The following is a 23463-nucleotide window of genomic DNA, read 5'->3' as shown; positions in this document are numbered from 1 at the left end:
CCGCCGGCCACCTGGCCCTCGGTCGTCACTCAGCCGGCCCAGACGATGTCCTCGATGTAGAGCTCCTTGATGTCGGCCATCACCACGTACTCGACGCACGCGTCGAGGTCGTCCACCGAGACGCTCCACTCGATCCCCTTCGTGTCGCGCGGCTTCCCGGGCGGTGGCAGTCCCGCGTCGATCGCGGCGCCGCCCCGCCGGGCCAGATCACGGAGGAACAGGGTCATCACGCCCTCGACCCGGTCCGGGAGCGAGTGCAGGACCCCGCCCGCGATCTCCGAGCAGAAGACCGTCCAGTTCCTCTTCGCGATCACTCGCCGCCGCTTCGGGACCGCCGCCTGTCCCCGATCTCCTCCAGCGAGATCTTTCTGCCGTCTCTCATCTGCTCCCGAGCCCGGGCACGGCGTTCCTCCCGGTCGGGAAGCTGCGCGAACATGACCTCGGCGTACCAGCCGGAGAGCAGGTTGGACAGGTCGGGCCCCAGCTCCGCCCGCGTGACCTCGCCGAGGAACTCCGCGCGCCGCTCCTCGCTCAGCCGATCGCTGATGCCCTTGATCGTGCGCGGGACGGGCGGGACCTGCCCCGGCAGCATGGGCGGTTCCGCCGGCTGTGCGCTCACCTGACTCCTCGTCGTCGGGTTCGGTCCCCTGCTCACCCGTACGAGGGAGACCCTACTGGGCCCCTCCGTCAGTACGGACGGTCAACGATGTGGACGCCTCGTGATCGCCTCGCGCGGGGTCGGAGGGCGGAGGATGGTGGTGTGGCTGTATTCAGTATCGGCGCGGACCCGGTATTCGGGACGGACTGGATTCGGCGTGTCGCCGACCCCGGTGACGGCGTGGTCGACGTGCAGGGTGTTCCAGCCCGGGTCGCGGAGGCGGGCGAAGGGATAGAGCGCGCGGTCGAGGTCGTCGAGGGGGGCCGGGCGGTTCATGCCGACCGCGACGGCCGCGCTCGGCGGACCTCGCCCGCGCGCCGCGTGTCACCGGTGCGGCGCGCGTCGCCGGTGCGGCGGACCTCGCCGGCCTCCGTCCTCGGGTCGAGGCGGAACAGGTCCTCGTCGACGCGGTCGAGCGCGAGCCGCAGGGCGCCGAGCCCCACCGACTCGTCGCCGAGTTCGGACGCCTCGATCCGGACGGGGCTGAGGCACAGCGGCCTGACCTGCCGGCGCAGCTCGGCGATCAGCAGGTCGCCGGCCCGGATCAGCGGCCCGCCGACCACGATGACCTCGGGGTCCAGGGCGAGCGCCATCGCCGCGATGCCGCGCGACATCCGCCCGGCGAGCCGCTCCACGACGGCCTGCGCCTCGGCGCCGCCCCACCCGGCGACGGCGAGGACGCGCTCGGCGTCGTCCAGCGCGGGGCCGGCGGCGGCGATCCCCGCGAGGGCGGCGAGGGCGGCCTCGGGGCCCACGTCCGAGCCGGTGATGAGGCCCGCGGTCGTGTCGCGCAGGCCCAGCTCGGGCAGCATGCCGATCTCCCCGGCGGCGCCGTAGCGGCCCCGGTGCAGCCGTCCGCCGATGAGCGCGCCGATGCCGGTGTGCAGGCCCGCGTGGACGCAGATGACGTCGTCGGCCTCGCGGGCGGCGCCGCGCCACCGCTCGGCCAGCGCGGCGAGGTTGGCGTCGTTGTCGACCATGACCGGGCAGCTGAACGAGCGGGCGAGCTCGCGGGCGAGGTTGACGCCCTCCCAGCCCGGGACGACGGTGCAGAACGCGATCGTGCCGTCCGGCGAGACGACGCCCGGGGTCCCGGCGGCGACCGCGCGCAGGTCGTGCCGCGCGATGCCGGTGGAGGCCAGGCACGCCTTGACGGCGGCGCGCACGGCGGTGATCCGCTCGGCGGGCGTGCCGGCGACGTCCAGGTCGGCGCGGTGCCCGCCGACGACCTCCCCGGCCAGGTCGGCGACCATGAGCCGCACCCGGTGCGCGTCGATCTCGATGCCGAGCGCGTACCCGGCCTCGGCGCGGAACCGGTAGCGGCGGGCGGGGCGGCCGAGGCCGGTGCCCTGGCGGGGCGCGGCCTCGGCGACCAGGCCGCGCTCGGCGAGGGCGCCGATGACGCCCTCGGTGGTGGGCCGGGACAGCCCGACCAGGTTCGCGACCTCGGTCAGCGTCGACTCGCCGCCCTCGCGCAGCGCCCGCAGGATCGCGGCGGAGTTGAGGCGGCGGAGGACCGACGGGTCGCCCCCGTGCAGGGAGTGTTCGGACACGGCACCTCTTGACAGAGATCGGCGGACAGACGACATTATTGCCAAATCTACTTATGAAATGTGTTTTCTTAAGTCCGGACGAGCACCGGTTCCAGGGTATCCACCCAGGTCAGGAGGCACCCAAGTTGGAGATGACGGGACCGGCGATCGCCGTGGCCGGAGCCGGGCTGCGGGGCGCGGCCTACGCCCGGCGCATCGCCCGCGAGGGCCGGGGGCGCATCGTCGCGGTCGCCGAGGCCGACCCCGGCCGGCGCGCCCGGTTCGCCGCCGAGCACGGCGTCCCGCCGGAGCGGACGTTCCCCGGCTGGCGCGAGATGGCCGCCGCCGGCCGGATCGCCGACGGGGTGATCATCGCGACCCAGGACGCCGAGCACGCCGGGCCCGCGATCGCCTTCGCGGGCCTGGGCAGCCACATCCTGCTGGAGAAGCCGATGGCGACGTCCGAGGAGGACGCGCGCCGCGTCGTCGAGGCCGCCGAGCGGGCCGGGGTCATGCTCGCGGTGTGCCACGTCCTGCGGTACACCCCCTACACCCGGGCGCTGCGGGACCTGATCCGCGCCGGGCGGATCGGCACGCCGGTCAGCGTCCAGCACCTGGAGCCGGTCGGGTGGTGGCATCACGCCCACTCCTACGTCCGCGGGCACTGGCGCCGCGAGGACGAGTCCGGGCCGATGCTGATGACGAAGTCCTGCCACGATATCGACTGGCTCGTCCACGTGATGGGCGAGGTGCCCGCGCGGGTCGGCTCGTTCGGGCGGCTGTCGCACTTCCGCCCCGAGAACCGCCCGGAGGGCGCGGCGCCGCGCTGCCTGGACTGCCCGGTCGAGGCGTCCTGCCCGTACTCGGCGAAGCGGCTCTACCTGTCGTGCCTGGGCGATCCGAGGCTGGAGGTGTGGCCGCTCGACGCGGTCACCCACGACCACACCGAGGACGGCGTGCTCCGGGCGCTGCGCGAGGGCCCCTACGGCCGCTGCGTCTACGACTGCGACAACGACGTCGTGGACCACCAGGTCGTGAACATGGAGTTCCCGTCCGGCGCGACCGGGGTGTTCACGATGACCGCGTTCGCCGCCGCCGCGCCGCGCCAGACCCGGATCTTCGGGACGCTCGGCAGCGTCGAGGGCGACGGGACGCGGCTCGCGGTCCGCGACTTCCGCACCGGCGGGCTGGAGGTCATCGAGACCGGGACCGGCGCGGCGTCCCATGGGGGGACGACCCCCCACGCCCCCCGGAAGAGCCCTGATGACCCGCCGCCCGACGGGCGGCACGACGAGGCCGACGAGGTGCTGGCCGACGCGTTCGTCGAGGCGATCGCGACCGGCGACCCGTCCGCGCTCCACTCGGGCGGGCGGGAGAGCCTCGCCTCGCACCGCGTCGTCTGGGCCGCCGAGCACGCCCGCCGGAGCGGAACGGTCGTGGAGCTGACCTCGGGCGAGCCGACCGCACCATCCATCCACCCCCAGGCGAAAGGCACGGTCCGCCCATGACGACCAGATCCCTGCGGGCCGGCGCGGCGGCGCTCGTCCTGGCCCTCGGCGCGGTGGGCCTCGCCGCGTGCGGCTCCGGCGACGACGGCGGCAAGGCGGCGGCCCCGGCCGGGAACGACGCCCGGGGCCCGATCACGCTCGCCCTCGGCAAGGACCTCACGCGGACGGTGCCGAGGCTCGTCGCGCGGTGGAACGACGCGCACCCGAACGAGAGGGCCCGGCTGGTCGAGCTGCCCGAGGACGGCGACCAGGCGCGGCAGCAGCTCGTCCAGAACATGCGGATCAAGTCCGACGCCTACGACGTCGTGCGGCTGGACGCGGTGTGGACGGCGGAGTTCGCCGCCCGCCGCTGGATCCAGGAGCTGCCCAAGGACCTCGCCGACGCCCGCACGCTCGTCCCGGCGGCGCTGCGGACCGGCATGTACCGGGGACGGCTGTACGCCGAGCCGTGGCTGACCGGGACCGGCGTCCTGTACTACCGCGAGGACCTGCTGGCCAAGGCGGGCGTGAAGGCCCCGCCGAAGACCTGGGCCGAGATGCGCGAGGACTGCGCGAAGGTGAAGCGGCTGCCCGAGGGCAAGGGCGTGGACTGCTACGCGGGCCAGTACGCCAAGTACGAGGGCCTCACCGTCAACTACGCGGAGGCGGTGCAGTCGGCGGGCGGGCAGGTGTTCGACGCCTCGGGCAAGCCGCAGGTGAACACGCCGCAGGCCAAGGCCGGGCTCCGGTTCCTCGTGGACGGCTTCGGCAACGGCACGATCCCCGGCAAGGGCGTCACGTTCAAGGAGGAGGAGGGACGCCGCGCCTTCCAGGAGGGGTCGCTCCTCTTCCACCGCAACTGGGCCTACGTGTACGCGCTCGCGTCGGAGAAGGACGGCTCCAAGGTCGCCGGGCGGTTCGACGTCGCGCCGATCCCCGGCGAGCACGGCCCCGGCTCCGGGGTGCTCGGCGGCAACAACCTCGCGGTGTCGGCGTTCTCCAAGCACCAGGCGAGCGCCCGCGACTTCATCGCCTACATCGTGTCGCCGTCCGTCCAGGGCGAGTACGGGCGGGCGCAGTCGTTCCCGCTGTCGCTCGCCGCGCTCTACGACGACCCCGGGATGATCAAGAAGTACCCCTACCTGCCGACGCTGCGCGAGGGCATGGAGAGCGCCCGGCCGCGCCCCGTCGTCGTCCGCTACAACGAGGTCAGCGTCGCGGTCCAGGAGCAGGTCACGGCCGCGCTGACCGGCGGCAAGAGCGTCGACCGCGCCGCCGAGGACCTGCAGAAGGCGCTCACCGCCCTCGCCGACTGACCGTCCGCCCCCTTCCCCCCTCCCCCGCATTCTGGAGCACCGCCCATGAGATCCCCCCTGCCCGCGCGCCGCTCGTTCCTGGCGGCGACCGGTGCCGGAGCCGCGGCGTTCGCGCTCGGCACCGGGCACGCCGCCGCCAAGGAGACCGTCGGCGGGAAGGTCCCGGCCGACCCGTTCACGCTGGGCGTCGCGTCCGGCGACCCGCTGCCGGACGGCGTCGTCCTGTGGACGCGGCTCGCCCCGCGCCCGCTCGCCCCCGACGGCCACGGCGGCATGCCGCGCAGCCCCTACACCGTCGACTACGAGGTCGCCGAGGACGCGGGGTTCGCCCGCGTCGTCCAGCGCGGGCAGGCCGTCGCCTCGCCGGAGCTCGGCCACTCGGTGCACGCCGAGGTGAACGGGCTGAGCCCCGACCGGGAGTACTTCTACCGGTTCCGCGCCGGGACGGAGCTGAGCCCGGTGGGCCGCACCCGCACCGCGCCCGACCCGGCGTCCGGCCCCGCGGAGCTGCGCTTCGTCGCCGCGTCGTGCGCGGCCTGGTACCACGGCCACTTCACCGCGTTCGAGCACCTCGCCAAGGAGGACCCCGACCTCGTCGTCTTCCTCGGCGACTACATCTACGAGTACGGCATCACCGGCACGAACATGTGGCGGGAGGGCGTCCCGCTGCCCGGCCCCGAGCACGCCGTCGAGACCACGACGCTGGAGCAGTACCGGCTGCGGTACTCCCTGTTCAAGTCCGACGCGAACCTCCAGGCCGCGCACGCCGCCGCGCCGTGGGTGTTCACGACCGACGACCACGACGTGCAGAACAACTACGCCGACGACTGGTCGGAGACCGGCATCGCGCCGGCCGACTTCCTGCGCCGCCGCGCCGTCGCCTACCGCGCGCTCTACGAGAACCTGCCGCTGCGCGCCGCGTCCCTTCCGAACGGCCCCGCCATCGACCTCTACCAGCGGCGGCGGTGGGGACGGCTCGCGCAGCTCGACCTCCTGGACAACCGGCAGTACCGCGACAAGTACCCGGCCGGGCAGGTCGTCGACGACTCGCCGGAGCGGCACGACCCGCGCCGCTCGATCCTCGGCGACCGCCAGGAGCAGTGGCTCTACGACGGGCTGCGCGTCTCGGACACGACCTGGAACCTGCACGTCACCGGCGTCGTCATGGCGCAGATCGACCGGACCCCCGGCGCGGGCTCCACGTTCAGCAACGACATGTGGGACGGCTTCCCCGCCAACCGCGACCGGCTGTTCTCCGCGTGGAAGCGCCACGGCGTCGCCAACCCGGTCGTGCTGTCGGGCGACATCCACCGGCACGTCGCCGCCGATCTGAAGGCCACCTGGGAGAACCCCGCGTCGGCGACCGTCGGCACCGAACTGGTGTGCGGCTCCGCCGCCTCCGACGGGGACGGCGCCGACACCGACTCCAGCGCCAAGGTCTGGCTGGCCAACCCGCACGTCAAGCTCTACAACGCGCGGCGCGGCTACCTGCGCTGCCGCATGACCCCGACGGCCCTGACGTCGGAGTTCATGACCGTGCCCTACGTCAGCAGGCCCGGCGCCCCGCTGGCGACCGCGGCGCGTTTCGTCACCGAGGCCGGACGCCCCGGTCTGAACCGGGAGGTCTGAGCCATGTCCCACTCCATCTCGCGACCGCTCTCGCGGCGCGCCGCGCTCGGCACCGCCGCGGCGGCCGTCCCCGCGGCCGTCCTCGCCGCCTCCGGCAGGGCGGCGGCGGCCGACGAGCCGCGCCCGGTGGAGCGGATCCGCGCCGCCGCCGAGGTGGGCCGCGTCCGGCTGACCTGGGAGGGCGAGGCCTACCACCCGCTCGTCGACCACTACGCCCTCTACGCCTCGCGGTCCAGGGACTTCACCGTCGGCCCCGACACGCTGCTCACCAAGACCGTCTACGCCTCGTTCCTGCACGACCGGCAGGGCGGCCACCGGCAGGACTGGTACTACCGCATCGTGACGGTGGACGCCTCGGGCGCGCGGAGCGAACCGTCCGCGCTGGTCGAGGGGCACAGCGCCGAGTCGGTGGCGCTGTCGGCCAAGCCGATCGCGCGGGTCGGCAAGTACGACCACAAGAGCCTCGGGTTCGCGCTCGCCCCCGCCGGATACGCCCAGTACAAGGACCGGTTCCCGAACGGCGTCGACTACACCTACGGCACGAGCAAGCCCGAGACCGACTGGTCCTACATCCAGCCGGGCCCGGCCGACGGGTGGGCGGGCAACCGGGAGAGCAGCACCACGTTCCGGTTCAACCTGGACACCGTGCCCGCCGAGACGTGGCTGTCGATCTGGCTGATCGACACGCACGCGACGCTCCCGGGGTCGCTGCTGATCTCGGCCAACGGCACCGCGGTCCCGGAGGTGAAGCTGGAGAACGGCGCGACGCGCGGGTCGCTCGAAGGCGACGCGACCGTGCCGGGGACGCTGCTCAAGCCGTCCTACGTCGAGCTGGCGCTCCCCCGCGCCGCGATGCGCAAGGGCAGGAACGCGGTGGTGATCAGGAAGAGGACCGGTTCCTGGCACGTCTTCGACGCCCTCGGCGTCTTCGCCCGCTGAGGGCCCCGGTCGCGCCGGTCAGTCGTCATCGTCGTAGGTCTGGCCGGCGCCGATCGGGAACAGGGGGCGCTTGCCGTCGCCCAGGTTGATCGGCTCCTGCGCGGCGGAGCGGGGCCAGGTGACGGGCAGGCGCCCCGACGGCGCGGTCGTGCCGAACAGGACGTCGGCGACCCCCGCGCCCTCGGTGCCGGGGAGCCAGGACGCGACGAACCCGTCCCAGTGCCGCAGCTCGGACGTCACGTCCAGCGGCCGCCCCGAGACCAGCACCACCACGACCGGGACGTCGGCGCCGCGCAGCCGCGCGATGGTCCGCAGGTCGGCTCCGGTGAGCCGCAGGTCGTCGGTGCGGTCGCCCTTGTACTCGGCGTACGGGCGCTCGCCGACGACGGCGACCGCGACGTCGTAGGACGGGTCGGCGCCGCTGCCGTCCTCGGAGTAGGTGACGGTCCGCGACCTGCCCGCCGCCCGCCGGATGCCCTCCAGGATCGTCGTGCCGGGCGTGGTCGCCCCGGGCGCGCCCTGCCAGGTGATCGTCCAGCCGCCGGACTGGCGGCCGATGTCGTCCGCGCTCCGGCCCGCCACGAAGATCTTCTCGTCGTCCCGGTCGAGCGGCAGCACGTCGTCGTCGTTCTTCAGCACCACCTGCGAGGCGGCGACCGCGCGCCGGGCGAGGGCGCGGTGCGCGGCGCCGCCGACCGTGTCCAGGTAGCGGCGGTCGGCCAGCGGCCGCTCGAACAGCCCGAGCCGGAACTTCTGGGCGAGGATCCGCCGGTTCGCGTCGTCGATCCGCGCCATCGGCACCTCGCCGGCCCGTACCGCCGCGCGCAGGTCGTCGATGAACGCGCGCCACTTCTCCGGCACCATCACCATGTCGATCCCGGCGTTGACCGCGGCGGCGACCTCCGCGCGGGTGAAACCGGGCTCGCCGTCGATCTGGTCGATGCCGTTGTAGTCCGACACGACGAACCCGGAGAACCCCAGCTCGCGCTTCAGCACCTCGGTGATCAGGTAGCGGTTCCCGTGCAGCTTCACGCCGTTCCACGAGCTGTAGGACGCCATCACCGACCCCACGCCCCGCCGCACCGCCTCCCGGAACGGCGGCAGGTGGACGGCGCGCAGCTCCGCCTCCGACCCGCGCGTGTCGCCCTGGTCGTCGCCGCCGGCCGTGCCGCCGTCCCCCACATAGTGCTTCGCCGTCGCGAGGACCGACGTCGGACCGGCGCCGAGCCTGCTCCCCTGGAGCCCCTCGATGAGCGTCGTCATGCCGGACGGCAGCCCCGGGACCTCGCCGAACGACTCATACGTCCGTCCCCACCGGTCGTCGCGGGCGACGCACACGCACGGCGCGAAGTCCCAGTCCACCCCGGTGCCGGTCATCTCCTCGGCGGTCGCGGCGCCGATCCGCCGCACCAGCGCCGGGTCGCGGGTCGCGCCGAGCCCGATGTTGTGCGGGAAGATCGTCGCGCCGACGACGTTGTTGTGGCCGTGCACCGCGTCCACGCCGTACATCATCGGGACGCGCAGCGGCGTGCCGAGCGCCGCCCTCTGGAACCCGTCGTACATGTCCGCCCAGGTCCGCGCGTTGTTGGGGCTGGGCGCCGACCCCCCGCTCGACAGCACCGACCCGATCTTGAACCGGGCGACCTCCGCGGGCGCGATGGACCGCCGCTCGGGCTGCGTCATCTGGCCGATCTTGTCGTCCAGGCTCATCCGCGCGAGCAGGTCCTCGACCCGCTCCACCACGGGACGCGCCGGATCGAGGTAGGGCACGGGGGCGGCGCTCGCGTCGAGGGGCGCGCCGGCCAGGGTCAGCGCGAACGCGACCGGCATGCCGAACGCCGGGAACCGGCGGCGCACGGCCTTGGCGGCAGAGAAGTCCATGGCGCCAGGTGTTTCCGGAATCGGCCCATCGCAAGGTAATCCCGCGGGCAATATCTGGCGTGCGCAATATCCTGCGCCATCGCCGCACAGGGCACGATAAAAGGGCGTCCGCCCGGGATCGAACCGGAACCTTCAGGATCACAACCTGACGTGCAGGCCACCACACCACGGACGCCGTGTCTCCGGCAGGATTCGAACCTGCGCCCTCCGGGTCCGCGACCCGACGCGCTTTCCGCTGCGCCACGGAGACATGCTCGCGGAGGGTGCGAGATTCGAACTCGCGCAGGGTGACCCCTGACCACGGCTTAGCAAGCCGATGCCTTTCCGCTCGGCCAACCCTCCGGAGAAAACACGAAACCGCCCGGACGGACCTCGGGTCCGCGGGCGGTCGCCGTCAGAACGCGGGGATCACGTCCGGCGGCGGCTCCCGGAACCGGAGCGGCTTCGGCTGTGCCGTCGATGGCGACTCATAACCCCGCTCCTCTCACCCCGGCGTCCCTTTCGAGACCAACCCTGTTCGAGACCAACCCTGACAGCCCGGACCACCATCGGCAACACCTTTTCCAAACACTTATCCCAGGGCGCCGTGAAGCGCGCGAAGCGCCCGGTAGACGCGGTCCTTCACCACCTCCACCGGCACCCCCAGCGCCGCCGCCGCCTCGTTGACCGACCGGTCCCGGAAGACGGTCTCGGCGAGGATCTCGCGGTGCGCGGGCGGCAGCGCCCGCAACGCCCGGACGACCGCGGCGCGGGACGCGGGCGAAGCGGTCTCCTTGCCCATTCGCAGTGCCACACCTCGAACGTCGCACCCCCCGCCACCCAGGGCGCCCCGCTTATGCCCCCGTTAAGGAAGCGTTGAGGAACGGCCCCGACCACGCCCCCGGCAACCACCCACCTGCGCAAACGCAGAGCCGGGAAGCCGAGGGCCCGTCCAGCGCCGCCGAGACGGGCCGAGCAGGATCGTTCACCCTGACGACAGCGCTGTGGCGCGTATCACACCACCCAGGCGCCGACCGCCGTCGTCCGGGCCGACAAAGCGCCCGCTTCGGCGAAATTCTCGCCATGATCAGCACAGTTCACCGGTCGGTTATTCAATACCGCGCGACACGCACTCCCCACTTGACTCTCCGTCGCCTTCGATAACCGAAAAGGGTCTTTACTGGTGCGGGACCGTACCTCATGATCTTGGCAGTCGATCCTTGGCCGTTCGGCGGCCACCGCCTGCGACCCCGCAGAACAGGAGACCGGGAAGAATGCTCCCCATCGCCGTCCGCACTCGGGGCCGGGCCGTCCCGTGCGGCTCGCCGATCCGGTGATCATCGACCCCGCGTCCTTGACGGCCCGCCAGCGCCTCGGCCGGGCCTGCGTGGTGTGCCACAAGCGGTTCCCGCTGCCCCGCGTGCCGGTCGGCACCCTGCCCGACGGCACCATCGTGCGGGCCTGCGAAGACTGCGCCCGCATCACCCGATCTCCCCGCTGATGCCGCACCCGGCTCCCGGCGGGCGGCGGACAGCGGAAGCGATATCAGATTAACCGGCCGCTCCGCGGGCAAATGCCCGCCGCGGACACAACAGCGCACCCCTCCTTACCCCAGGGTGACGGATGGTGACCAATGCGCGAAACCGTTTACGCTGCCGTGGCGATCATCTGCTTTGTTCTGGTCCCTGCCCTCCGCGTACAACGCGCGAGGTCACTCGATACCCGCCTGGCCGACCATCGTAGGAATACTGTTCGGCGTAGGCGGGATAGCCGTCGACGTCTGGTACGGGAAGGGGAAGGAGAAACAGAGGCGAGGCTCGCCTGGCCAAAGCCGCCTCGGTCTTTGCGGCGGTATCCACATGGCCGGACCGAACCCCTCACCCTCGATGAAAGGATGAAACCATGGCCCGGTGGCGCCCGAAGCGCGAGATCCCCGACTCCGCGCTTATGCCCACGTACCGGTATGCCATCTTCATGGCCGGGTTCCTTCTGGCCGCCGTTGCTCTGACCATGATGTTGGCGGCGTCCGCCACCGGGACGACCCCCGGCGGAAACATCATCGTGTACATCGTCCTGGCCATCGGCGCGCTCTGCGGGTATTGGCTCGCATATCTCGGCTTGAAAATGACCATGTACGCGCGACGGCGACGGGGAGGCCACTCGAATCGGTGAACGCGGCCCCCCGGGGGGTCAGTGGTCGCCGGGCACGGCGCGGTAGAGGGTGCCTTCGCCGGTGAGCTTCGGGGTGGACGCGTTCGCGGGGACGAAGGCCGCCTCGCCCGGACGCAGAGTCAGCGCGCCGGTCTGGCCGGTGAGGCGGGCCTCGCCCTGCACGCACAGGAGCGCCTGCGGAATGCCGGTGGGGAGTTCGTGCGCCGTCCCGTCCAGGTCGTGGCGGACGAGGGCGAAGTCGCGGACCGGCGGGCTGTAGCGGAACTCGCCGCCCGGCCCGGCGTCCGGCGCCACCCGGTGCGGGGTCGTGGGGGCGAAGTCGACGACGCGCAGCAGTTCGGGGACGTCCACGTGCTTGCCGGTGAGGCCGCACCGCAGGATGTTGTCGGAGTTCGCCATGACCTCGACGCCGAGGCCGCCGAGATAGCAGTGCGGCACGCCCGCGTCCAGGAAGATCGCCTGGCCGGGCCGCAGCGTGAAATGGTTCAGCAGCAGCGCCGCGAGAATTCCCGGGTCGTCCGGGTGGGCACGCGCGATACCGGCGTGGACGGGGCCGAGAGAGCGTTCCACGCGGGACACCGGGACCCTGCCGTCCAGCATCTCCGCGAGAACGGTGGGCAGCGCCTTTTCCGCCGGTTCCTCGCGGAGCATCGCGGCCCACGGAAGCAGGTCGTCCACGCCGAGATTTTCGAGCAGGTCGGCGGTGGCCGACGGCTCGCGGAACCCGCACAGGCCGTGGAAATCGGTGATCGCGCAGATCATCTCCGGCTTGTGGTAAGGGTCCTTGTAGCTTCGGGCCCGGTCGTCGATCGGGATGCCGCGCGCCTCCTCCGCCGCGAACCCGGCCTCGGCCTGCGCGACCGTCGGGTGGACCTGGAGCGACAGCGGCCGCTCGACCGCGAGGATCTTCAGCAGGTAGGGCAGCGACGCGCCGAACCGCTCCGCCGCGGGCGCGCCGAGCATGCCCTCCGGGTCGGCCGCGATCAGCTCGGTGAGCGGCGTCCCGTCGGCGGACGAGGGCGCCGCCGGATGCGCGCCGACCCACAGTTCCGCCTGCGGGCGCCCGGTCGGCGCGGTGCCGAGCAGTTCCGGCAGCGCGGTGGCCGACCCCCAGTCGTAGGAGCGGATCGACGTCGTGAGGGCCATCGGCGCGGTGGTCGGCACGGTCGTCTGCACGGTAGGGCTCCTGCGGTCGGGGCTCACGGAGATGGGCACGGCACCGCCCGTCGTCACCACGGTGCGGGCCTCCCGGATCGATCAAGAAAATCAGCGTAGGGGCGGCGCCGCTCCCCGGGGACCGGCGCCGTCAGCCGAGGATAGGAGATCCCGGCCCCGCACGAGGCACGGCGCACGCCGGGCGGACGGCGATGAGTTTCCCAGGACGCGGCGGTCCACCTGTGCATGACCACGAACCTGCCGGTGGACCCGGCCGTCGAGGAGCGACCCGCCGTCCCCTACGTCGCGGTGCGGAGGAACGTCACACCCGCCACGTTCGCGGAGATCGCCGACCGGGTCCCGGTGATCCTCGGGTGGCTCGCGGCGCGGGGCGTCGCGGCGGCGGGGGCGCCCTTCCTCCGCTACGAGATCATCGACATGCCGGGCACCCTGGGCGTCGAGGCGGGGGTGCCCCTCGCGGCGCCCGTCGAGGGCGAGGGCGAGATCCACCCGGCCACGCTCCCCGCGGGCCGCTACGTCACCTACACCCACGTGGGGCATCCCGAACGGCTGGTGGAGATCACCGCCGCCGTCCTCGCGTGGGGGACCTCCCGGGGCCTCGCCTGGGACATGGAGCACACCGACCAGGGCGAGCGGTGGGCCTGCCGCCTGGAGGTGTTCAAGACCCACCCCGCGGAGGTGCCCGACCCAGACGACTGGGTCACCGACCTCGTGCTGAAGCTCGCGGACGCCTGACCCGCGCCCGGCGGATCGCCCGCGAAACGGCGGCGGTCCGCCGGTCGGGGCCCTACGATTGCGCGGATGGGCAAGCACACCAAGCCGGCGACGCGGCCCTGTCCCGGCTGCGACGGCACCGGCACCAGCACCGCCACGGGCGTGCGGTGCAACGTCTGCCGCGGGGCGGGGCGCATATGAGGTTCCCCCCCGACGGCTGCTCCTACGAGGTCCGCTACACGCTCGGCCGCCGCGGCACGGGGCTGGAGAGCTTCGCCGACGAGTACGCGCTCGGCCGCTGGTTCGCGGCGATGACGGCCGAGGGCATGTTCGATCCCGAGGACTTCGCCGTCCCGGACGAGGACGGCCGCAACGGCTACCAGATCTTCTGCGTCACCGGCACGGCCCGGGTCGGCATCAGCTACTTCCACCCGCGCCTCGTCCGGGGCCGGATCGAGGGCTCCCGGCAGCCCATCTGACCCGCGCGGCGGGCACATGTCCGACATACTGCCGTCATGGTGTGGACCGCCCCGACGATCGACCGTGTCCTGGCGCCGCTGAGCGAGCCGACCGCGGACGAGCGCGCGCTCACCGAGGCGTGGCTCGACCTGCAACGCGAGACGCTGCTCTGGAAGTGCGGCGGGCTGACCGAGGAGCAGCTCGGGCTGCGCTGCGTGGAGCCGTCGAACCTGTCCCTGCTCGGCCTCGTCCGGCACATGGCCGAGGTCGAACGCGACTGGTTCCGGACGAGGTTCGCCGGTGAGACCCCCGGCTACCTGTACTGCACCGACGACGACATGACCGCGGAGTTCGACCTCGACGGCGCCGACGCGGAACGCGACCTCGCGACCTACCGGCGGGAGGTCGAGCTGTGCCGCCGGGCGACGTCCGGCCACGCGCTGGACGAGGTCTACCTCGACCCCCGGCGCGGCACCGAGATGAGCCTCCGATGGGTCTACCAGGCGATGCTCGTCGAGTACGCCCGCCACAACGGCCACGCCGACATGCTCCGCGAGCGCATCGACGGCGCCACGGGCCACTGACCCCGGCATGGCGGTGAGCCCGGAGTCGCTCAGGGGCCTGCACGAGCGGGCGGCCCGCGCCCTCCCGGCGGAGCTGGTCGAGGACGCCGGAGGGTGGTGGCTGCGCCACGCCCGCGGCGGCGCGTGGTGGGTGCGGTCGGCGCTGCCCCACGGCGGCGCCGCGCCGGACGAGCTGGCGCGCGGGATCGCCGCGGCCGAGGCGTTCTACACCGGTCACGGCGTCCCGGCCCGGTTCCAGATCAGCCCCCCGGCGTGCGCGGACGCGCTCGACGCGATCCTGGCCGGGCGCGGCTACCGGCGGCACGACGCGATGTCGCTCCAGGGCGCGCCGACCGCGCGCGTCCTGGAGCTGGTGCGGCCGGGCCCGCTCCGCGTCCGGCTGGACGACCGTCCGGCGGACGCCTGGTTCGAGGTCTGGGCCGCGGCGAGCGGCCACGGCGACGACGCCCGCCACGAACGGGACATGCTCGCGCGCGTCGAGCGGCCGAGCGCGTACGCCGGCGCGATGCTCGGGGACGAGGTCGTCGCGGTGGGCCGCGCGGTCGCCGACACGGGCTGGGCGGGGTTGTTCGGCATGGCCACGCTCCCCCGGGCGCGCGGGAGGGGCGCCGCCCGCGCCGTGCTCGCGGCACTGGCCGGGTTCGCCCGCGCGCAAGGCGCCGACCGCATGTATTTGCAGGTGGAACGGCGCAACGACGCCGCGCTCGCCCTCTACGGCCGGGCGGGATTCAAGGAAATCCGCGGTTACCACTACCGCACCGCGGGCTGAATCCTCCGCCCGCGCGCGGTGAGGAGATCGTTCGGGGGGCGCGGGCGGCCGGACGGTGGTTGAATTCACGGTCATGTGGCCCTCGTCACAACGATCACGTCCATGGCGGCGCTGGTACCAGCCGGGGGTTCCCACCGAGATCACCGTCCCGGACGTCCCGCTCACGCGGTTGCTCGACGACGCCGCCGAGCGGTATCCGCGCAGGCCCGCGCTGATCTTCTACGGCCGGCGGATCGGGTACCGGGAGCTGCGGGACGCGGCGGACCGGTTCGCCGACGGGCTGCACCGGCTCGGCGTGCAGCCGGGCGACCGGGTCGCGCTGGTCCTGCCGAACTGCCCGCAGCAGGTCATCGCGTTCTTCGGCGTGCTGCGCCGGGCGGCGGTCGCGGTGCCGCAGGACCCCCGGCACACGCCGGAGGAGATGCGCCTGCGGCTCGCGGACTGCGGCGCCCGCGTCGCGGTCGTGGTGGATCGTTCCTATCCGACCGTGCGGTCCGTCCGGAACGGGCTGCCGCTGGAGCAGGTGGTCGTCACGTCCCTGGCCGACTACCTCCCGGCCGCGCGGCGGGCGGCGGCGCGGGCGCGGACCTGGCGCGAGCGTGCGGCGGCGGAGGTCCCGGACGGGCCCGGGGTGATCGCGTTCCGGGAGTTGCAGCGGCCCGCGTGGCGCGTCCGGCAGCTTCCGGTCGAGCCCGCGCGGGACCTGGCGGTGATCCAGTACACGGGCGGGGACGAGGGGCGTCCCAGGGGGGCGATGCTGACCCACCGCAACCTCGTCGCGAACGCGTGCCAGCAGCGGGCGTGGGACCCCGGCGGGCGGCCCGGACGGGACGTCACGCTCGGCGTGCTGCCGCTGTTCCACTCCTTCGGCCTGATGAGCTGCCTGGTCGCGCCGGTGCTGGCGGCGGGGGCGGTGGTGCTGGTGCCGCGCTTCGAGCCCGGCCAGGTGCTGGCGGCCCTGCGCAGGCACCGGCCGACGATCGTCCCGGGCGTGCCCGCGCTGTACGACCGGTTGATCGACAGCCCCGGCTTCCGCCCGTCGGACCTGCGGTCGGCGCGGGTCCTCATCTCGGGCGCGGCGGGGCTCGGGAGGGCCACCGCCGAGCGGCTGGAGCGGCTGGGCGCGCGCGGGCTGATCCAGTGCTACGGCCTTACCGAGGCGTCCCCCGCCGTCGCCGCGAACCCGCTCGGGGGCACTCGCCGCCGGTCGGGTCCGGGAGGAGACCTGCCGGTCGGGCTGCCGCTGCCGATGACGGACGCCGTCGTCGTCGACGCCGAGCGGCCGACGCGGATCCTGCCGCCGGGCGAGGCGGGCGAGCTGGTCGTGCGCGGCCCGCAGGTGTTCGCGGGGTACTGGAACGCGCCGCTGGCCACCGCGCGGGTGCTGTCGAAGGGCTGGCTCCGCACGGGTGACATCGCGGTGATGGACGAGGACGGTTTCCTCACCCTCCTGGACCGCCACCGGGACCTCATCAAGGTCAACGGGTTCAGCGTCGTCCCGGCCGAGGTGGAGGGCGTGCTCCGGCGGCATCCGGCGGTGCACGAGTGCGCGGTGGTCGGCGTCCCCGACGCGCGGCGCGGCGAGCGGGTCGTCGCGTACGTCGTGGAGCACCCCGCCTACCTCTTCTCGGCGGACGAGCTGCGCCGCCACTGCGAGCGCCACCTGTCGCGCTACAAGGTGCCCGGCGCGTTCGTCCCCCGGGCGGATCTGCCCAGGGACGAGCGGGGGAAGGTGGTCCGGCGGCGGCTCCGGGACGAGGCCGCCGGTCCCGTCGCGCGGCACGGATGACGGCCGGGGTGGTTGACTGTGCGCGTGCACACCGAGACCGCCCCGTCCGGGCTTTTCGCCCGGCTCGCCGAGATCGGACGCGGCCCGGCCGGCGCCGCGAACCCGTCCGCGGCGCCCGAGGTGCTGTACGACCGGCACGGCGTGCTCGTGGTGCGGGTCGGGGACGTGGCCGTGAAGGCGCACCAGCCCGACCGCGAGTACGGGGTTCCCTTTCTCGGGCGGATCCGCCTGGCCGAAGCCCTGCCGCACCTCCTGGTGGGCCCGCTGGGCCCGCCCGTGGACGTGGACGGGCGCACCGTCACCGTCTCCCCCTACGGCGAACCCGTGGACCCGCGGGAGGAACTCCCCTGGGAAGAGGGGGCCCGCCTGCTGGCGGCGCTGCACTCCACGCCCGTTCCCGCGGACGCGCCGTCCTGGGGGCGCCCCACCCGCGTGGCCCGCCTGGTGTCGCGGCTGGGCGACGGCCCGGCCGAGGACGTGGTGCGCCGCGCGTTCGCCACGCTGCCCGCCTGGATCCGCGGCGAGGCGCCGGAGCCGCCCGGACACGCCCACCTGATCCACGGCGACTGGCACCTCGGCCAGATGGTCCGCCTCCCCGGCGCCCCTGATGGAAATCGTCGGTGGCGGCTGATAGACATCGAGGATCTCGGGACGGGCGTCCCGGCGTGGGATCTGGCGCGGCCCGCCGCGCTGTTCTCGGCGGGCGTCCTGAGCCCCGAGGAGTGGGGGCGGTTCCTGGGGGCCTACACACGCGCCGGGGGCCCGGCGGTGCCCGCCGGCGGAGATCCGTGGGCGGCGCTGGAGGTCCCCGCGCGAACTCTGGCGATCCAGATCGCCGCCACCTGCGTCATATCCGCGGGGAGGGATGATCGGCCGCTCGACGGAGCGGAGCAGGCGGTGGTGGACGCCTGCGCGAGAATCGCCGCGGCGGGCACGCCCGCATGACGTGGCGGCGAACCTGCCCTACATTTAGCCTCTACCTGGGGATCCATACCGGAAGGACGACAAGGCGATGCACTGCCCTAAGTGTCGTGGCGTGATGCGGACCTACACCCGCAGCGGCGTCCACATCGAGCAATGTGACAGCTGCCGGGGCATCTTCCTCGACTACGGCGAGCTTGAGGCCCTGAGCCAGATGGAGTCCCAGTACCGGGCGGCCCCTCCGGCCGCCGCGCCCGGTTGGGGGACCCCGGCCCCGGCGGTGCACCACCATCACCACGGTGGGCACCACCACCGCCCCCACCACGGGAGCGTCTTCCACATGCTGTTCTCGACCTGACCGGTCGGAACGACCGCGTGGCGGCCCGCCCCGGGCGAGGCGGGCCGCACGACCGCGTCCGAATCCCGCTACAGCCGCGGGTCCACGGGCTCTGACTCCAGCGCCAGCACGGCGAACACGGCCTGGTGGACGCGCCACACCGGCTCCCCCGCGGCGAGCCGGTCCAGGGCCTCCAGGCCCAGCGCGTGCTCGCGCATCGCCAGTGACCGCTTGCGGCCGAGCGACCGGCCGCGCAGCCGGTCGAGGTGCTCCGGCTCGGTGTAGTCGGGGCCGTAGATGATCCGCAGATACTCCCGTCCCCGGCACTTGACGCCCGGCTGCACCTTCGTGCCCTCCGGGAGCGGGCCGAGCGGCTTGACCACCATGCCCTCGCCGCCGGACGCGGTCAGCCCCTCCCACCAGCCGGTCACGGCCTCCTCGGACGCCGCGTCCGCGAGGTCGGCGACCATCGAGCCGGTCCGCCGGATGAGGCCGCTGGGGTCGGCGTCCGCGAGCCGCCCGGCGACGTCGAGGTGCCAGTCGTGGTCGCGGGCGGCCGCCCACGCCGTGCCGTCGCCCGCGAGCACCTGGAACGGGGCGAGCCGCAGCCCCTCCAGCCCGTCGACCGGCCAGCAGTAGCGGGCGTAGGCGTCGCGGAACCGGGCGGCGTTGGCGGCGCGCCGGTCGACGTGCTCGCGCAGGCCGCCGAGGTCCAGGCCGCGCGCCTGCGCGCGGGCGAGCGCGCCGGAGGCCATCGGCAGGGCGGCGCGGGCGGCGGCGCCGGTCGCGGCGTACTGCGTCCGGATGAGGTCCATGGCCTTGGCCGACCAGGGCAGCAGCTCGCAGTCGAGGACGAGCCAGCCGGTGTCCAGCTCGTCCCAGAGCCCGGCGGCGCCGATCGCGGCGCGGACCCGGTCGAGCACCTCGCGCGTCCGGTCGGGGTCGCGGAAGAACGCGCGCCCGGTGCGGGTGAACAGGGCGCCGGTCGTCCCGTCGTCCACGCCGAAGCGGGCGGCGGCGACCGCCTCGTCGCGGCAGACGACCGCGACGGCCCGCGAGCCCATGTGCTTCTCCTCGCACACGACGCGGGCGACGCCCCGGTCCCGGTAGGCGGCGAGGGCCTCGGCGGGGTGCTCCAGGTACCCCGGCAGCGCCGAGGTCGCGGCCGGGGACATGGTCGGCGGCAGGTACACCAGCCAGCGGGGGTCCACGGCGAACCGGCTCATCACCTCCAGCGCGGCCAGCGCGTTCTCCTCCCGGACGGTGACGCGCCCCATGAGGCGGGTCTCGACGCCGCTGTTGTCCATGACGTCCTCGATGCGGAGGACGTCGCTCTCCCGGTGCCCTCCCGCGACGGACCCCGGGGACGCGGGCGCGTCCAGGGGCCGGACGGGCTCGTACCAGACCTCGCGGGCCGGGACGGAGACCAGTTCGCGCTCGGGGTAGCGGAGCGCGGTGAGCTTCCCGCCGAACACCACGCCCGTGTCCAGGCAGATGGTGTTGTTGACCCACTCCGGCTCGGGGACGGGCGTGTGCCCGTACACGACCGTCGCCTTGCCCCGGTAGTCGCGCGCCCACGGATACCGGACGGGCAGCCCGTACTCGTCGGTCTCGCCGGTGGTGTCGCCGTAGAGGGCGAAGGACCGCACCCGCCCGGAGGCGCGCCCGTGGTAGTCCTCCTTCAGCCCGGCGTGGGCGACGACGAGGCGCCCCTCGTCCAGGACGTAGTGGCTGATGAGGCCGTCCATGAAGCGCAGCGCGTCGGCGCGGAACTCCTCCGGCTCGGCGGCGAGCTGCTCCAGCGACTCCGCGAGCCCGTGCGCGACGCGGACCTTGCGCCCCCGCAGCGCCCGGACGAGCTTCGCCTCGTGGTTGCCCGACACGCACAGCGCGTTCCCGGACGCGACCATGCCCATCGCCAGGCGCAGCACGCCGGGCGAGTCGGGGCCCCGGTCGACGAGGTCGCCGACGAACAGGACCGTGCGCCCGCCCGGGTGGTTCGCGTCCACGGCGCGGCCGGAGGCGTCCCGGACGATCTCGTAGCCGAGGCCGGAGAGGAGGTCCTCCAGCTCGGCGCGGCAGCCGTGGACGTCGCCGACGACGTCGAACGGGCCGGTCAGGTCGCGCCGGTCGTTCCACGACCGGTCGTAGCGGATCGTCGCGGCGTCGATCTCCTCGGTGCCCGTCAGCACGCGGACGCGGCGGAACTCGCGGCCGAGGCTCCGCAGCCCGCGCCGCAGCTCGCGGCGCTGCCGGGGCACGACGTGCTCGGGCAGGTCGCGGTCGGGGCGGGCGGCGTTGCGCTCGACGGCGACGTGCTCGGGCACGTCCAGGACGATCGCGGCCGTGAGGACGTCGTGCGCCTTGGCGAGCTGGAGCAGCGACTGCCGCGCCCTGCTCTGCACGTTGGTCGCGTCCACGACGGTCAGCAGGCCGCGCCGCAGCCGCTTGCCGACGATGTAGTGCAGCAGGTCGAACGCGTCGGCGGTGGCTGACTGGTCGTTCTCGTCGCCCGACACCATCGCGCGGCAGGCGTCGGAGGACACGACCTGCGTGGGCGCGAAGTGCTTGCGCGCGAAGTGCGACTTGCCCGACCCGGACACGCCGACCAGCACGACGAGTCCCATCTCCGGAAGCCTGATCACGGTCCTGTCGTGATCACGTGTGTCGTCGGTCATCGGGTGAACACCCCCATCTGCGTCGGGGCGCCGACCTCCGGGTCGTCGTCCCCGACGGGCACGTGGCGGACGCGGTAGCCGTGCGCGGCGGCGACCCGGTCGGCCCACTCGCGGAACTCGGCGCGGGTCCATTCGAAGCGGTGGTCGGGGTGGCGCATCGCCCCCGGCGCGAGCCCCTCGTAGCGGACGTTGTGCTCGGCGTTCGGCGTCGTCACCACGACCACGCGCGGTGCGGCGTGCCCGAACACGACGCGCTCGACCGCGCCCAGGCGCGGCGGGTCGACGTGCTCGACGACCTCCATGAGCACGGCCGCCTCGTAGCCGCGGAACCGCTCGTCGGCGTAGGTGAGGGCGCCCTGGAAGACGTCCCGGACGCGGGACCCCTCGCGGCGCTCGTCGAAGCGGACCCGCCGCCGGGCGTGGCCGAGCGCGCGGTGGGAGACGTCCGCGCCGGAGATCTCGCTGAAGAACTCGTCGCGGAGGAGCCGCGCGAGCAGCTTGCCCGACCCGCACCCGAGGTCGATGACCCGGCGCGCGTTCTCCTCGCGCAGCGCCGCCAGCACGGACAGGGCGCGCCGCTCCGACAGCGGGACCGCGGTCTCGGCGGGGTTCTCCTGGGTGCTCTCCTCGGGGCTCTCGGCGGCGAGCTCCTCGTCGATCTCGACGGGGTCGAGGGCGTCCTCGGGCGAGCCGTCGGCGTCCGCGAGCCGGCCGAGGGCCGCGCGGACGAGGGCGCGCCGGTTCGCCAGGTAGCGGCGGGTGATCGCGGCGCGGTCCGGGTGCGCGGCGAGCCACCCCTCCCCCGCCCGGATCAGCTTGTCGACCTCGTCGGAGGCGACCCAGTAGTGCTTCGCGTCGTCCAGCACGGGCAGCAGCACGTAGAGCTGGTTGAGCGCGTCGGTGAGCCGGAGCTCGCCGGTGAGCGTGAGCGTGACGTAGCGGGAGTCGCCCCACTCGCCGTGCTCGGGGTCCAGCGGGACGGGCACGGCCGACACCTCCCAGCCCAGCGGGCCGAAGAACCGCTCCGCCTGCCCCGGCCCGCCTCTGCACGGCAGCGCCGGAAGCACGATCTCAAGCGGGATCGGGGTCCGCGCCAGCTCGGGACGGGCGGCGCACCGGCCGCGCATGGCGGTCCGGAAGACGTTCGCCATGGCCGAGGCCAGCAGCGAGGACGCCGCGTAGGGGCGGTCGTTCACGTACTGGCCGAGGGAGAAGTCCGGCGTGCCCTTGCCGCGCGTCCGGACGAGCTTGACCGGATCGACGTCGAGCAGCAGCGCCGCCGTGCAGCGCCGCTCGTCCGCGTCGGGGTAGAAGACGTGCGCGGTGCCGGAGGACTGCTCGAACCGGTGCACCCGGTCGGGGTGCTTGTGCAGGAGGAAGCCCAGGTCAGTCGCCTGGTCCAGGGTCGTGGTGATCGTCAGAAGCACGGCTCAAGTGTGGCGGAACGGGCGAAGCGCCCCCATTCATTTTCGCCGGCGGGCCCGCCGGCTCCCCGATCAGGGCACGGCCGGCCCGGTCAGGTAGCGGCCGCGGCGGTCGAAGGGCCAGCCGTTGATCACGCAGCCCTTCATCCCGAAGATCTGCTGCTGCATGACGGGCGCGGGACGGCCGCGGCCGGGGCAGGTCGCGTGCCCGAACCCGAGCCGGTGGCCGACCTCGTGGTTGATGGTCAGCGCGTGGTAGGCGTCGGGCTGCCCCTTGTAGTAGGTCGTGAGCAGGAGCCAGCGCTTCAGGTTGACCACGACCTGCTTGCCACCGCTGCAGTTGACCTTGCCCTCGGTGGTCATGCCGTAGGAGCCGCAGATCTTGTCGACCGTGTCCGGCGCGGCGAGCTGCACCACGAAGTCGTAGGGGCCGGAGTCGACGCGCTTGAACGACCACTTCCCGGCCGCCGTCCAGCCGCGCCTGTCGCCGAGGATCCTGTCGACGCTGCGGGCGAAGGCCGCGGGGTCCTGCCTGAGGCCGCCCTCCACCTCGACCATGTAGCGCATCAGCCTGCCGTGCCCGTACACGCGTCCGCCCGCGGGTGGGCGCATGAACTTCCCGGTCCCCTTGGCGGGGATGTAGGGCTGCTTCTTCGGGGTGGCGAGCGGCGCCTCGGACTCCATCCTGTTCTGGTCCGGGGCGCCCTTCGGCTTGGACGAGGTGGACGTGGAATCCGAGGAGACCTGCCACACGACCACCCCGCCGATCCCCAGTACGACCACCACGAGCAGGGACGCGACCCCGAGGATGACGCCGCGCGTCCGGCTGCGCCGGGCGCCCTCGAACTCCCGGTCCAGCTCGGCGCTGATCCCCCCGACCGTCCCGGGCCGGCGTCCGCCGGACGGAGGCGGGGGCGGAGGCGGAGGCGGCCCCGGTCGCGGCGGCGCGGGCGGGCGCCGCGCGGGCGGTGGCGGGGGCGGCGGTTGCGGTGGGGGCGTCGGCCGGGGGTCCCGGCGAT

The 23463-nt window shown here is 73.8% G+C and carries 23 protein-coding genes and 3 tRNA genes; 13 read left to right on the top strand and 13 right to left on the bottom strand.

The annotated features are described in order from the left end of the window. Positions 1-29: 29 nt before the first annotated feature. The 4 genes from KLI87_RS24195 to KLI87_RS24180 form a co-directional block, all read right to left on the bottom strand. Entirely contained in the window at positions 30-314 is a 285-nt protein-coding gene (locus KLI87_RS24195) for a hypothetical protein (RefSeq protein ID WP_214618803.1), read from the bottom strand. Beyond that, entirely contained in the window at positions 311-619 is a 309-nt protein-coding gene (locus tag KLI87_RS24190; RefSeq protein WP_214618802.1) for a hypothetical protein, read from the bottom strand. Before KLI87_RS24190 ends, KLI87_RS24195 begins: the two co-directional genes overlap by 4 nt. Positions 620-700: 81 nt before the next feature. Continuing rightward, positions 701-934 carry a hypothetical protein gene (locus KLI87_RS24185; RefSeq protein WP_214618801.1) on the bottom strand — a complete coding sequence of 78 codons (234 nt, stop codon included), beginning with the start codon at positions 932-934 and terminating at the stop codon, positions 701-703. Further along, entirely contained in the window at positions 931-2211 is a 1281-nt protein-coding gene (locus KLI87_RS24180; RefSeq protein WP_214618800.1) for an ROK family transcriptional regulator, read from the bottom strand. The genes KLI87_RS24185 and KLI87_RS24180 overlap by 4 nt, the downstream gene beginning before the upstream one ends. 131 nt (positions 2212-2342) lie before the next feature. On the opposite strand from KLI87_RS24180, the gene KLI87_RS24175 reads away from it, so the two are divergent. Genes KLI87_RS24175 through KLI87_RS24160 form a run of 4 tightly spaced genes read left to right on the top strand, consistent with a single transcriptional unit; the run spans position 2343 to position 7561 of the window. After that, the gene (locus KLI87_RS24175; protein WP_214619099.1) at positions 2343-3698 is read left to right on the top strand and encodes a Gfo/Idh/MocA family protein; all 1356 of its coding nucleotides are present in this window, start codon (positions 2343-2345) and stop codon (positions 3696-3698) included. Beyond that, positions 3695-4993: an ABC transporter substrate-binding protein gene (locus KLI87_RS24170; protein WP_214618799.1), complete on the top strand. Its 1299-nt coding sequence runs from the start codon at positions 3695-3697 to the stop codon at positions 4991-4993. The genes KLI87_RS24175 and KLI87_RS24170 overlap by 4 nt, the downstream gene beginning before the upstream one ends. Positions 4994-5038: 45 nt before the next feature. Continuing rightward, a complete protein-coding gene (locus tag KLI87_RS24165) occupies positions 5039-6622 on the top strand; it encodes an alkaline phosphatase (protein ID WP_156215097.1) in 1584 nt (527 codons plus the stop codon). Between the two features lie 3 nt (positions 6623-6625). Next, entirely contained in the window at positions 6626-7561 is a 936-nt protein-coding gene (locus tag KLI87_RS24160) for a polysaccharide lyase family protein (RefSeq protein WP_214618798.1), read from the top strand. 18 nt (positions 7562-7579) lie between these two features. Here the strand turns inward: KLI87_RS24160 and KLI87_RS24155 are convergent, their stop codons facing one another. From KLI87_RS24155 to KLI87_RS24135, 5 genes are all read right to left on the bottom strand, one after another. Beyond that, positions 7580-9442 (bottom strand): glycoside hydrolase family 3 N-terminal domain-containing protein, encoded by a 1863-nt coding sequence (locus KLI87_RS24155; protein WP_250904183.1) that lies wholly within the window; start codon positions 9440-9442, stop codon positions 7580-7582. 103 nt (positions 9443-9545) lie between these two features. Next, a tRNA-His gene (locus tag KLI87_RS24150) sits at positions 9546-9617 on the bottom strand. Between the two features lie 2 nt (positions 9618-9619). Beyond that, positions 9620-9692: transfer RNA gene (locus tag KLI87_RS24145), tRNA-Arg, on the bottom strand. Positions 9693-9699: 7 nt separating this feature from the next. Further along, positions 9700-9784 (bottom strand) — tRNA-Ser (locus KLI87_RS24140). Between the two features lie 229 nt (positions 9785-10013). Further along, entirely contained in the window at positions 10014-10235 is a 222-nt protein-coding gene (locus KLI87_RS24135) for a sigma factor-like helix-turn-helix DNA-binding protein (RefSeq protein WP_242886439.1), read from the bottom strand. 501 nt (positions 10236-10736) lie between these two features. On the opposite strand from KLI87_RS24135, the gene KLI87_RS24130 reads away from it, so the two are divergent. Both KLI87_RS24130 and KLI87_RS24125 read left to right on the top strand, forming a co-directional pair. Further along, entirely contained in the window at positions 10737-10922 is a 186-nt protein-coding gene (locus tag KLI87_RS24130; protein WP_156215091.1) for a hypothetical protein, read from the top strand. A gap of 401 nt (positions 10923-11323) precedes the next feature. After that, entirely contained in the window at positions 11324-11593 is a 270-nt protein-coding gene (locus KLI87_RS24125) for a hypothetical protein (RefSeq protein WP_214618797.1), read from the top strand. Between the two features lie 18 nt (positions 11594-11611). Here the strand turns inward: KLI87_RS24125 and manA are convergent, their stop codons facing one another. Then, positions 11612-12769, bottom strand: coding sequence for a mannose-6-phosphate isomerase, class I (manA, locus tag KLI87_RS24120; protein ID WP_308166145.1), 1158 nt, complete (start codon positions 12767-12769; stop codon positions 11612-11614). 225 nt (positions 12770-12994) lie between these two features. Here manA and KLI87_RS24115 point away from each other — a divergent pair, with 225 nt between their 5' ends. The 7 genes from KLI87_RS24115 (at position 12995) to KLI87_RS24085 (ending at position 18363) form a co-directional block, all read left to right on the top strand. Next, the gene (locus tag KLI87_RS24115) at positions 12995-13504 is read left to right on the top strand and encodes a GyrI-like domain-containing protein (RefSeq protein WP_214618796.1); all 510 of its coding nucleotides are present in this window, start codon (positions 12995-12997) and stop codon (positions 13502-13504) included. Positions 13505-13680: 176 nt separating this feature from the next. After that, entirely contained in the window at positions 13681-13962 is a 282-nt protein-coding gene (locus KLI87_RS24110; protein ID WP_214618795.1) for a hypothetical protein, read from the top strand. Positions 13963-13998: 36 nt separating this feature from the next. Beyond that, a complete protein-coding gene (locus KLI87_RS24105; RefSeq protein ID WP_156215083.1) occupies positions 13999-14526 on the top strand; it encodes a DinB family protein in 528 nt (175 codons plus the stop codon). A 7-nt stretch (positions 14527-14533) separates the two neighbouring features. Further along, entirely contained in the window at positions 14534-15295 is a 762-nt protein-coding gene (locus KLI87_RS24100; RefSeq protein WP_214618794.1) for a GNAT family N-acetyltransferase, read from the top strand. A 73-nt stretch (positions 15296-15368) separates the two neighbouring features. Further along, positions 15369-17084 (top strand): AMP-binding protein, encoded by a 1716-nt coding sequence (locus tag KLI87_RS24095; RefSeq protein ID WP_214618793.1) that lies wholly within the window; start codon positions 15369-15371, stop codon positions 17082-17084. A gap of 24 nt (positions 17085-17108) precedes the next feature. After that, on the top strand, positions 17109-18029 hold the full coding sequence (locus tag KLI87_RS24090; RefSeq protein WP_214618792.1) for a phosphotransferase: 921 nt from the start codon (positions 17109-17111) through the stop codon (positions 18027-18029). Between the two features lie 67 nt (positions 18030-18096). Continuing rightward, positions 18097-18363, top strand: a complete 267-nt coding sequence (locus KLI87_RS24085) for a zf-TFIIB domain-containing protein (protein WP_156215077.1) — start codon at positions 18097-18099, stop codon at positions 18361-18363. 68 nt (positions 18364-18431) lie between these two features. Here the strand turns inward: KLI87_RS24085 and KLI87_RS24080 are convergent, their stop codons facing one another. From KLI87_RS24080 to KLI87_RS24070, 3 genes are all read right to left on the bottom strand, one after another. Further along, positions 18432-21020 carry a polynucleotide kinase-phosphatase gene (locus KLI87_RS24080; RefSeq protein WP_214618791.1) on the bottom strand — a complete coding sequence of 863 codons (2589 nt, stop codon included), beginning with the start codon at positions 21018-21020 and terminating at the stop codon, positions 18432-18434. Further along, entirely contained in the window at positions 21017-22447 is a 1431-nt protein-coding gene (locus tag KLI87_RS24075; protein WP_214618790.1) for a 3' terminal RNA ribose 2'-O-methyltransferase Hen1, read from the bottom strand. The genes KLI87_RS24080 and KLI87_RS24075 overlap by 4 nt, the downstream gene beginning before the upstream one ends. A 69-nt stretch (positions 22448-22516) precedes the next feature. After that, complete coding sequence (locus KLI87_RS24070) at positions 22517-23230, bottom strand: DUF3152 domain-containing protein (protein ID WP_214618789.1); 714 nt, start codon at positions 23228-23230, stop codon at positions 22517-22519. Positions 23231-23463: the final 233 nt, after the last annotated feature.

Source organism: Actinomadura sp. NEAU-AAG7 (assembly GCF_018603865.1).
Lineage (GTDB): Bacteria > Actinomycetota > Actinomycetes > Streptosporangiales > Streptosporangiaceae > Spirillospora > Spirillospora litoris.
The sequence above is the reverse complement of the archived record's forward strand: the minus strand, read 5'-3'. Positions and strand labels throughout refer to the sequence as shown.

Coding starts and splice junctions, on each gene's coding strand:
- KLI87_RS24155 (WP_250904183.1), bottom strand. CDS start 9,442: ATGGACTTCTCTGCCGCCAAGGCCGTGCGCCGCCGGTTCCCGGCGTTC.
- KLI87_RS24185 (WP_214618801.1), bottom strand. CDS start 934: ATGAACCGCCCGGCCCCCCTCGACGACCTCGACCGCGCGCTCTATCCC.
- KLI87_RS24160 (WP_214618798.1), top strand. CDS start 6,626: ATGTCCCACTCCATCTCGCGACCGCTCTCGCGGCGCGCCGCGCTCGGC.
- KLI87_RS24125 (WP_214618797.1), top strand. CDS start 11,324: ATGGCCCGGTGGCGCCCGAAGCGCGAGATCCCCGACTCCGCGCTTATG.
- KLI87_RS24165 (WP_156215097.1), top strand. CDS start 5,039: ATGAGATCCCCCCTGCCCGCGCGCCGCTCGTTCCTGGCGGCGACCGGT.
- KLI87_RS24100 (WP_214618794.1), top strand. CDS start 14,534: ATGGCGGTGAGCCCGGAGTCGCTCAGGGGCCTGCACGAGCGGGCGGCC.
- KLI87_RS24175 (WP_214619099.1), top strand. CDS start 2,343: ATGACGGGACCGGCGATCGCCGTGGCCGGAGCCGGGCTGCGGGGCGCG.
- KLI87_RS24085 (WP_156215077.1), top strand. CDS start 18,097: ATGCACTGCCCTAAGTGTCGTGGCGTGATGCGGACCTACACCCGCAGC.
- KLI87_RS24110 (WP_214618795.1), top strand. CDS start 13,681: ATGAGGTTCCCCCCCGACGGCTGCTCCTACGAGGTCCGCTACACGCTC.
- KLI87_RS24095 (WP_214618793.1), top strand. CDS start 15,369: ATGTGGCCCTCGTCACAACGATCACGTCCATGGCGGCGCTGGTACCAG.
- KLI87_RS24080 (WP_214618791.1), bottom strand. CDS start 21,020: ATGACCGACGACACACGTGATCACGACAGGACCGTGATCAGGCTTCCG.
- KLI87_RS24115 (WP_214618796.1), top strand. CDS start 12,995: ATGACCACGAACCTGCCGGTGGACCCGGCCGTCGAGGAGCGACCCGCC.
- KLI87_RS24170 (WP_214618799.1), top strand. CDS start 3,695: ATGACGACCAGATCCCTGCGGGCCGGCGCGGCGGCGCTCGTCCTGGCC.
- KLI87_RS24105 (WP_156215083.1), top strand. CDS start 13,999: ATGGTGTGGACCGCCCCGACGATCGACCGTGTCCTGGCGCCGCTGAGC.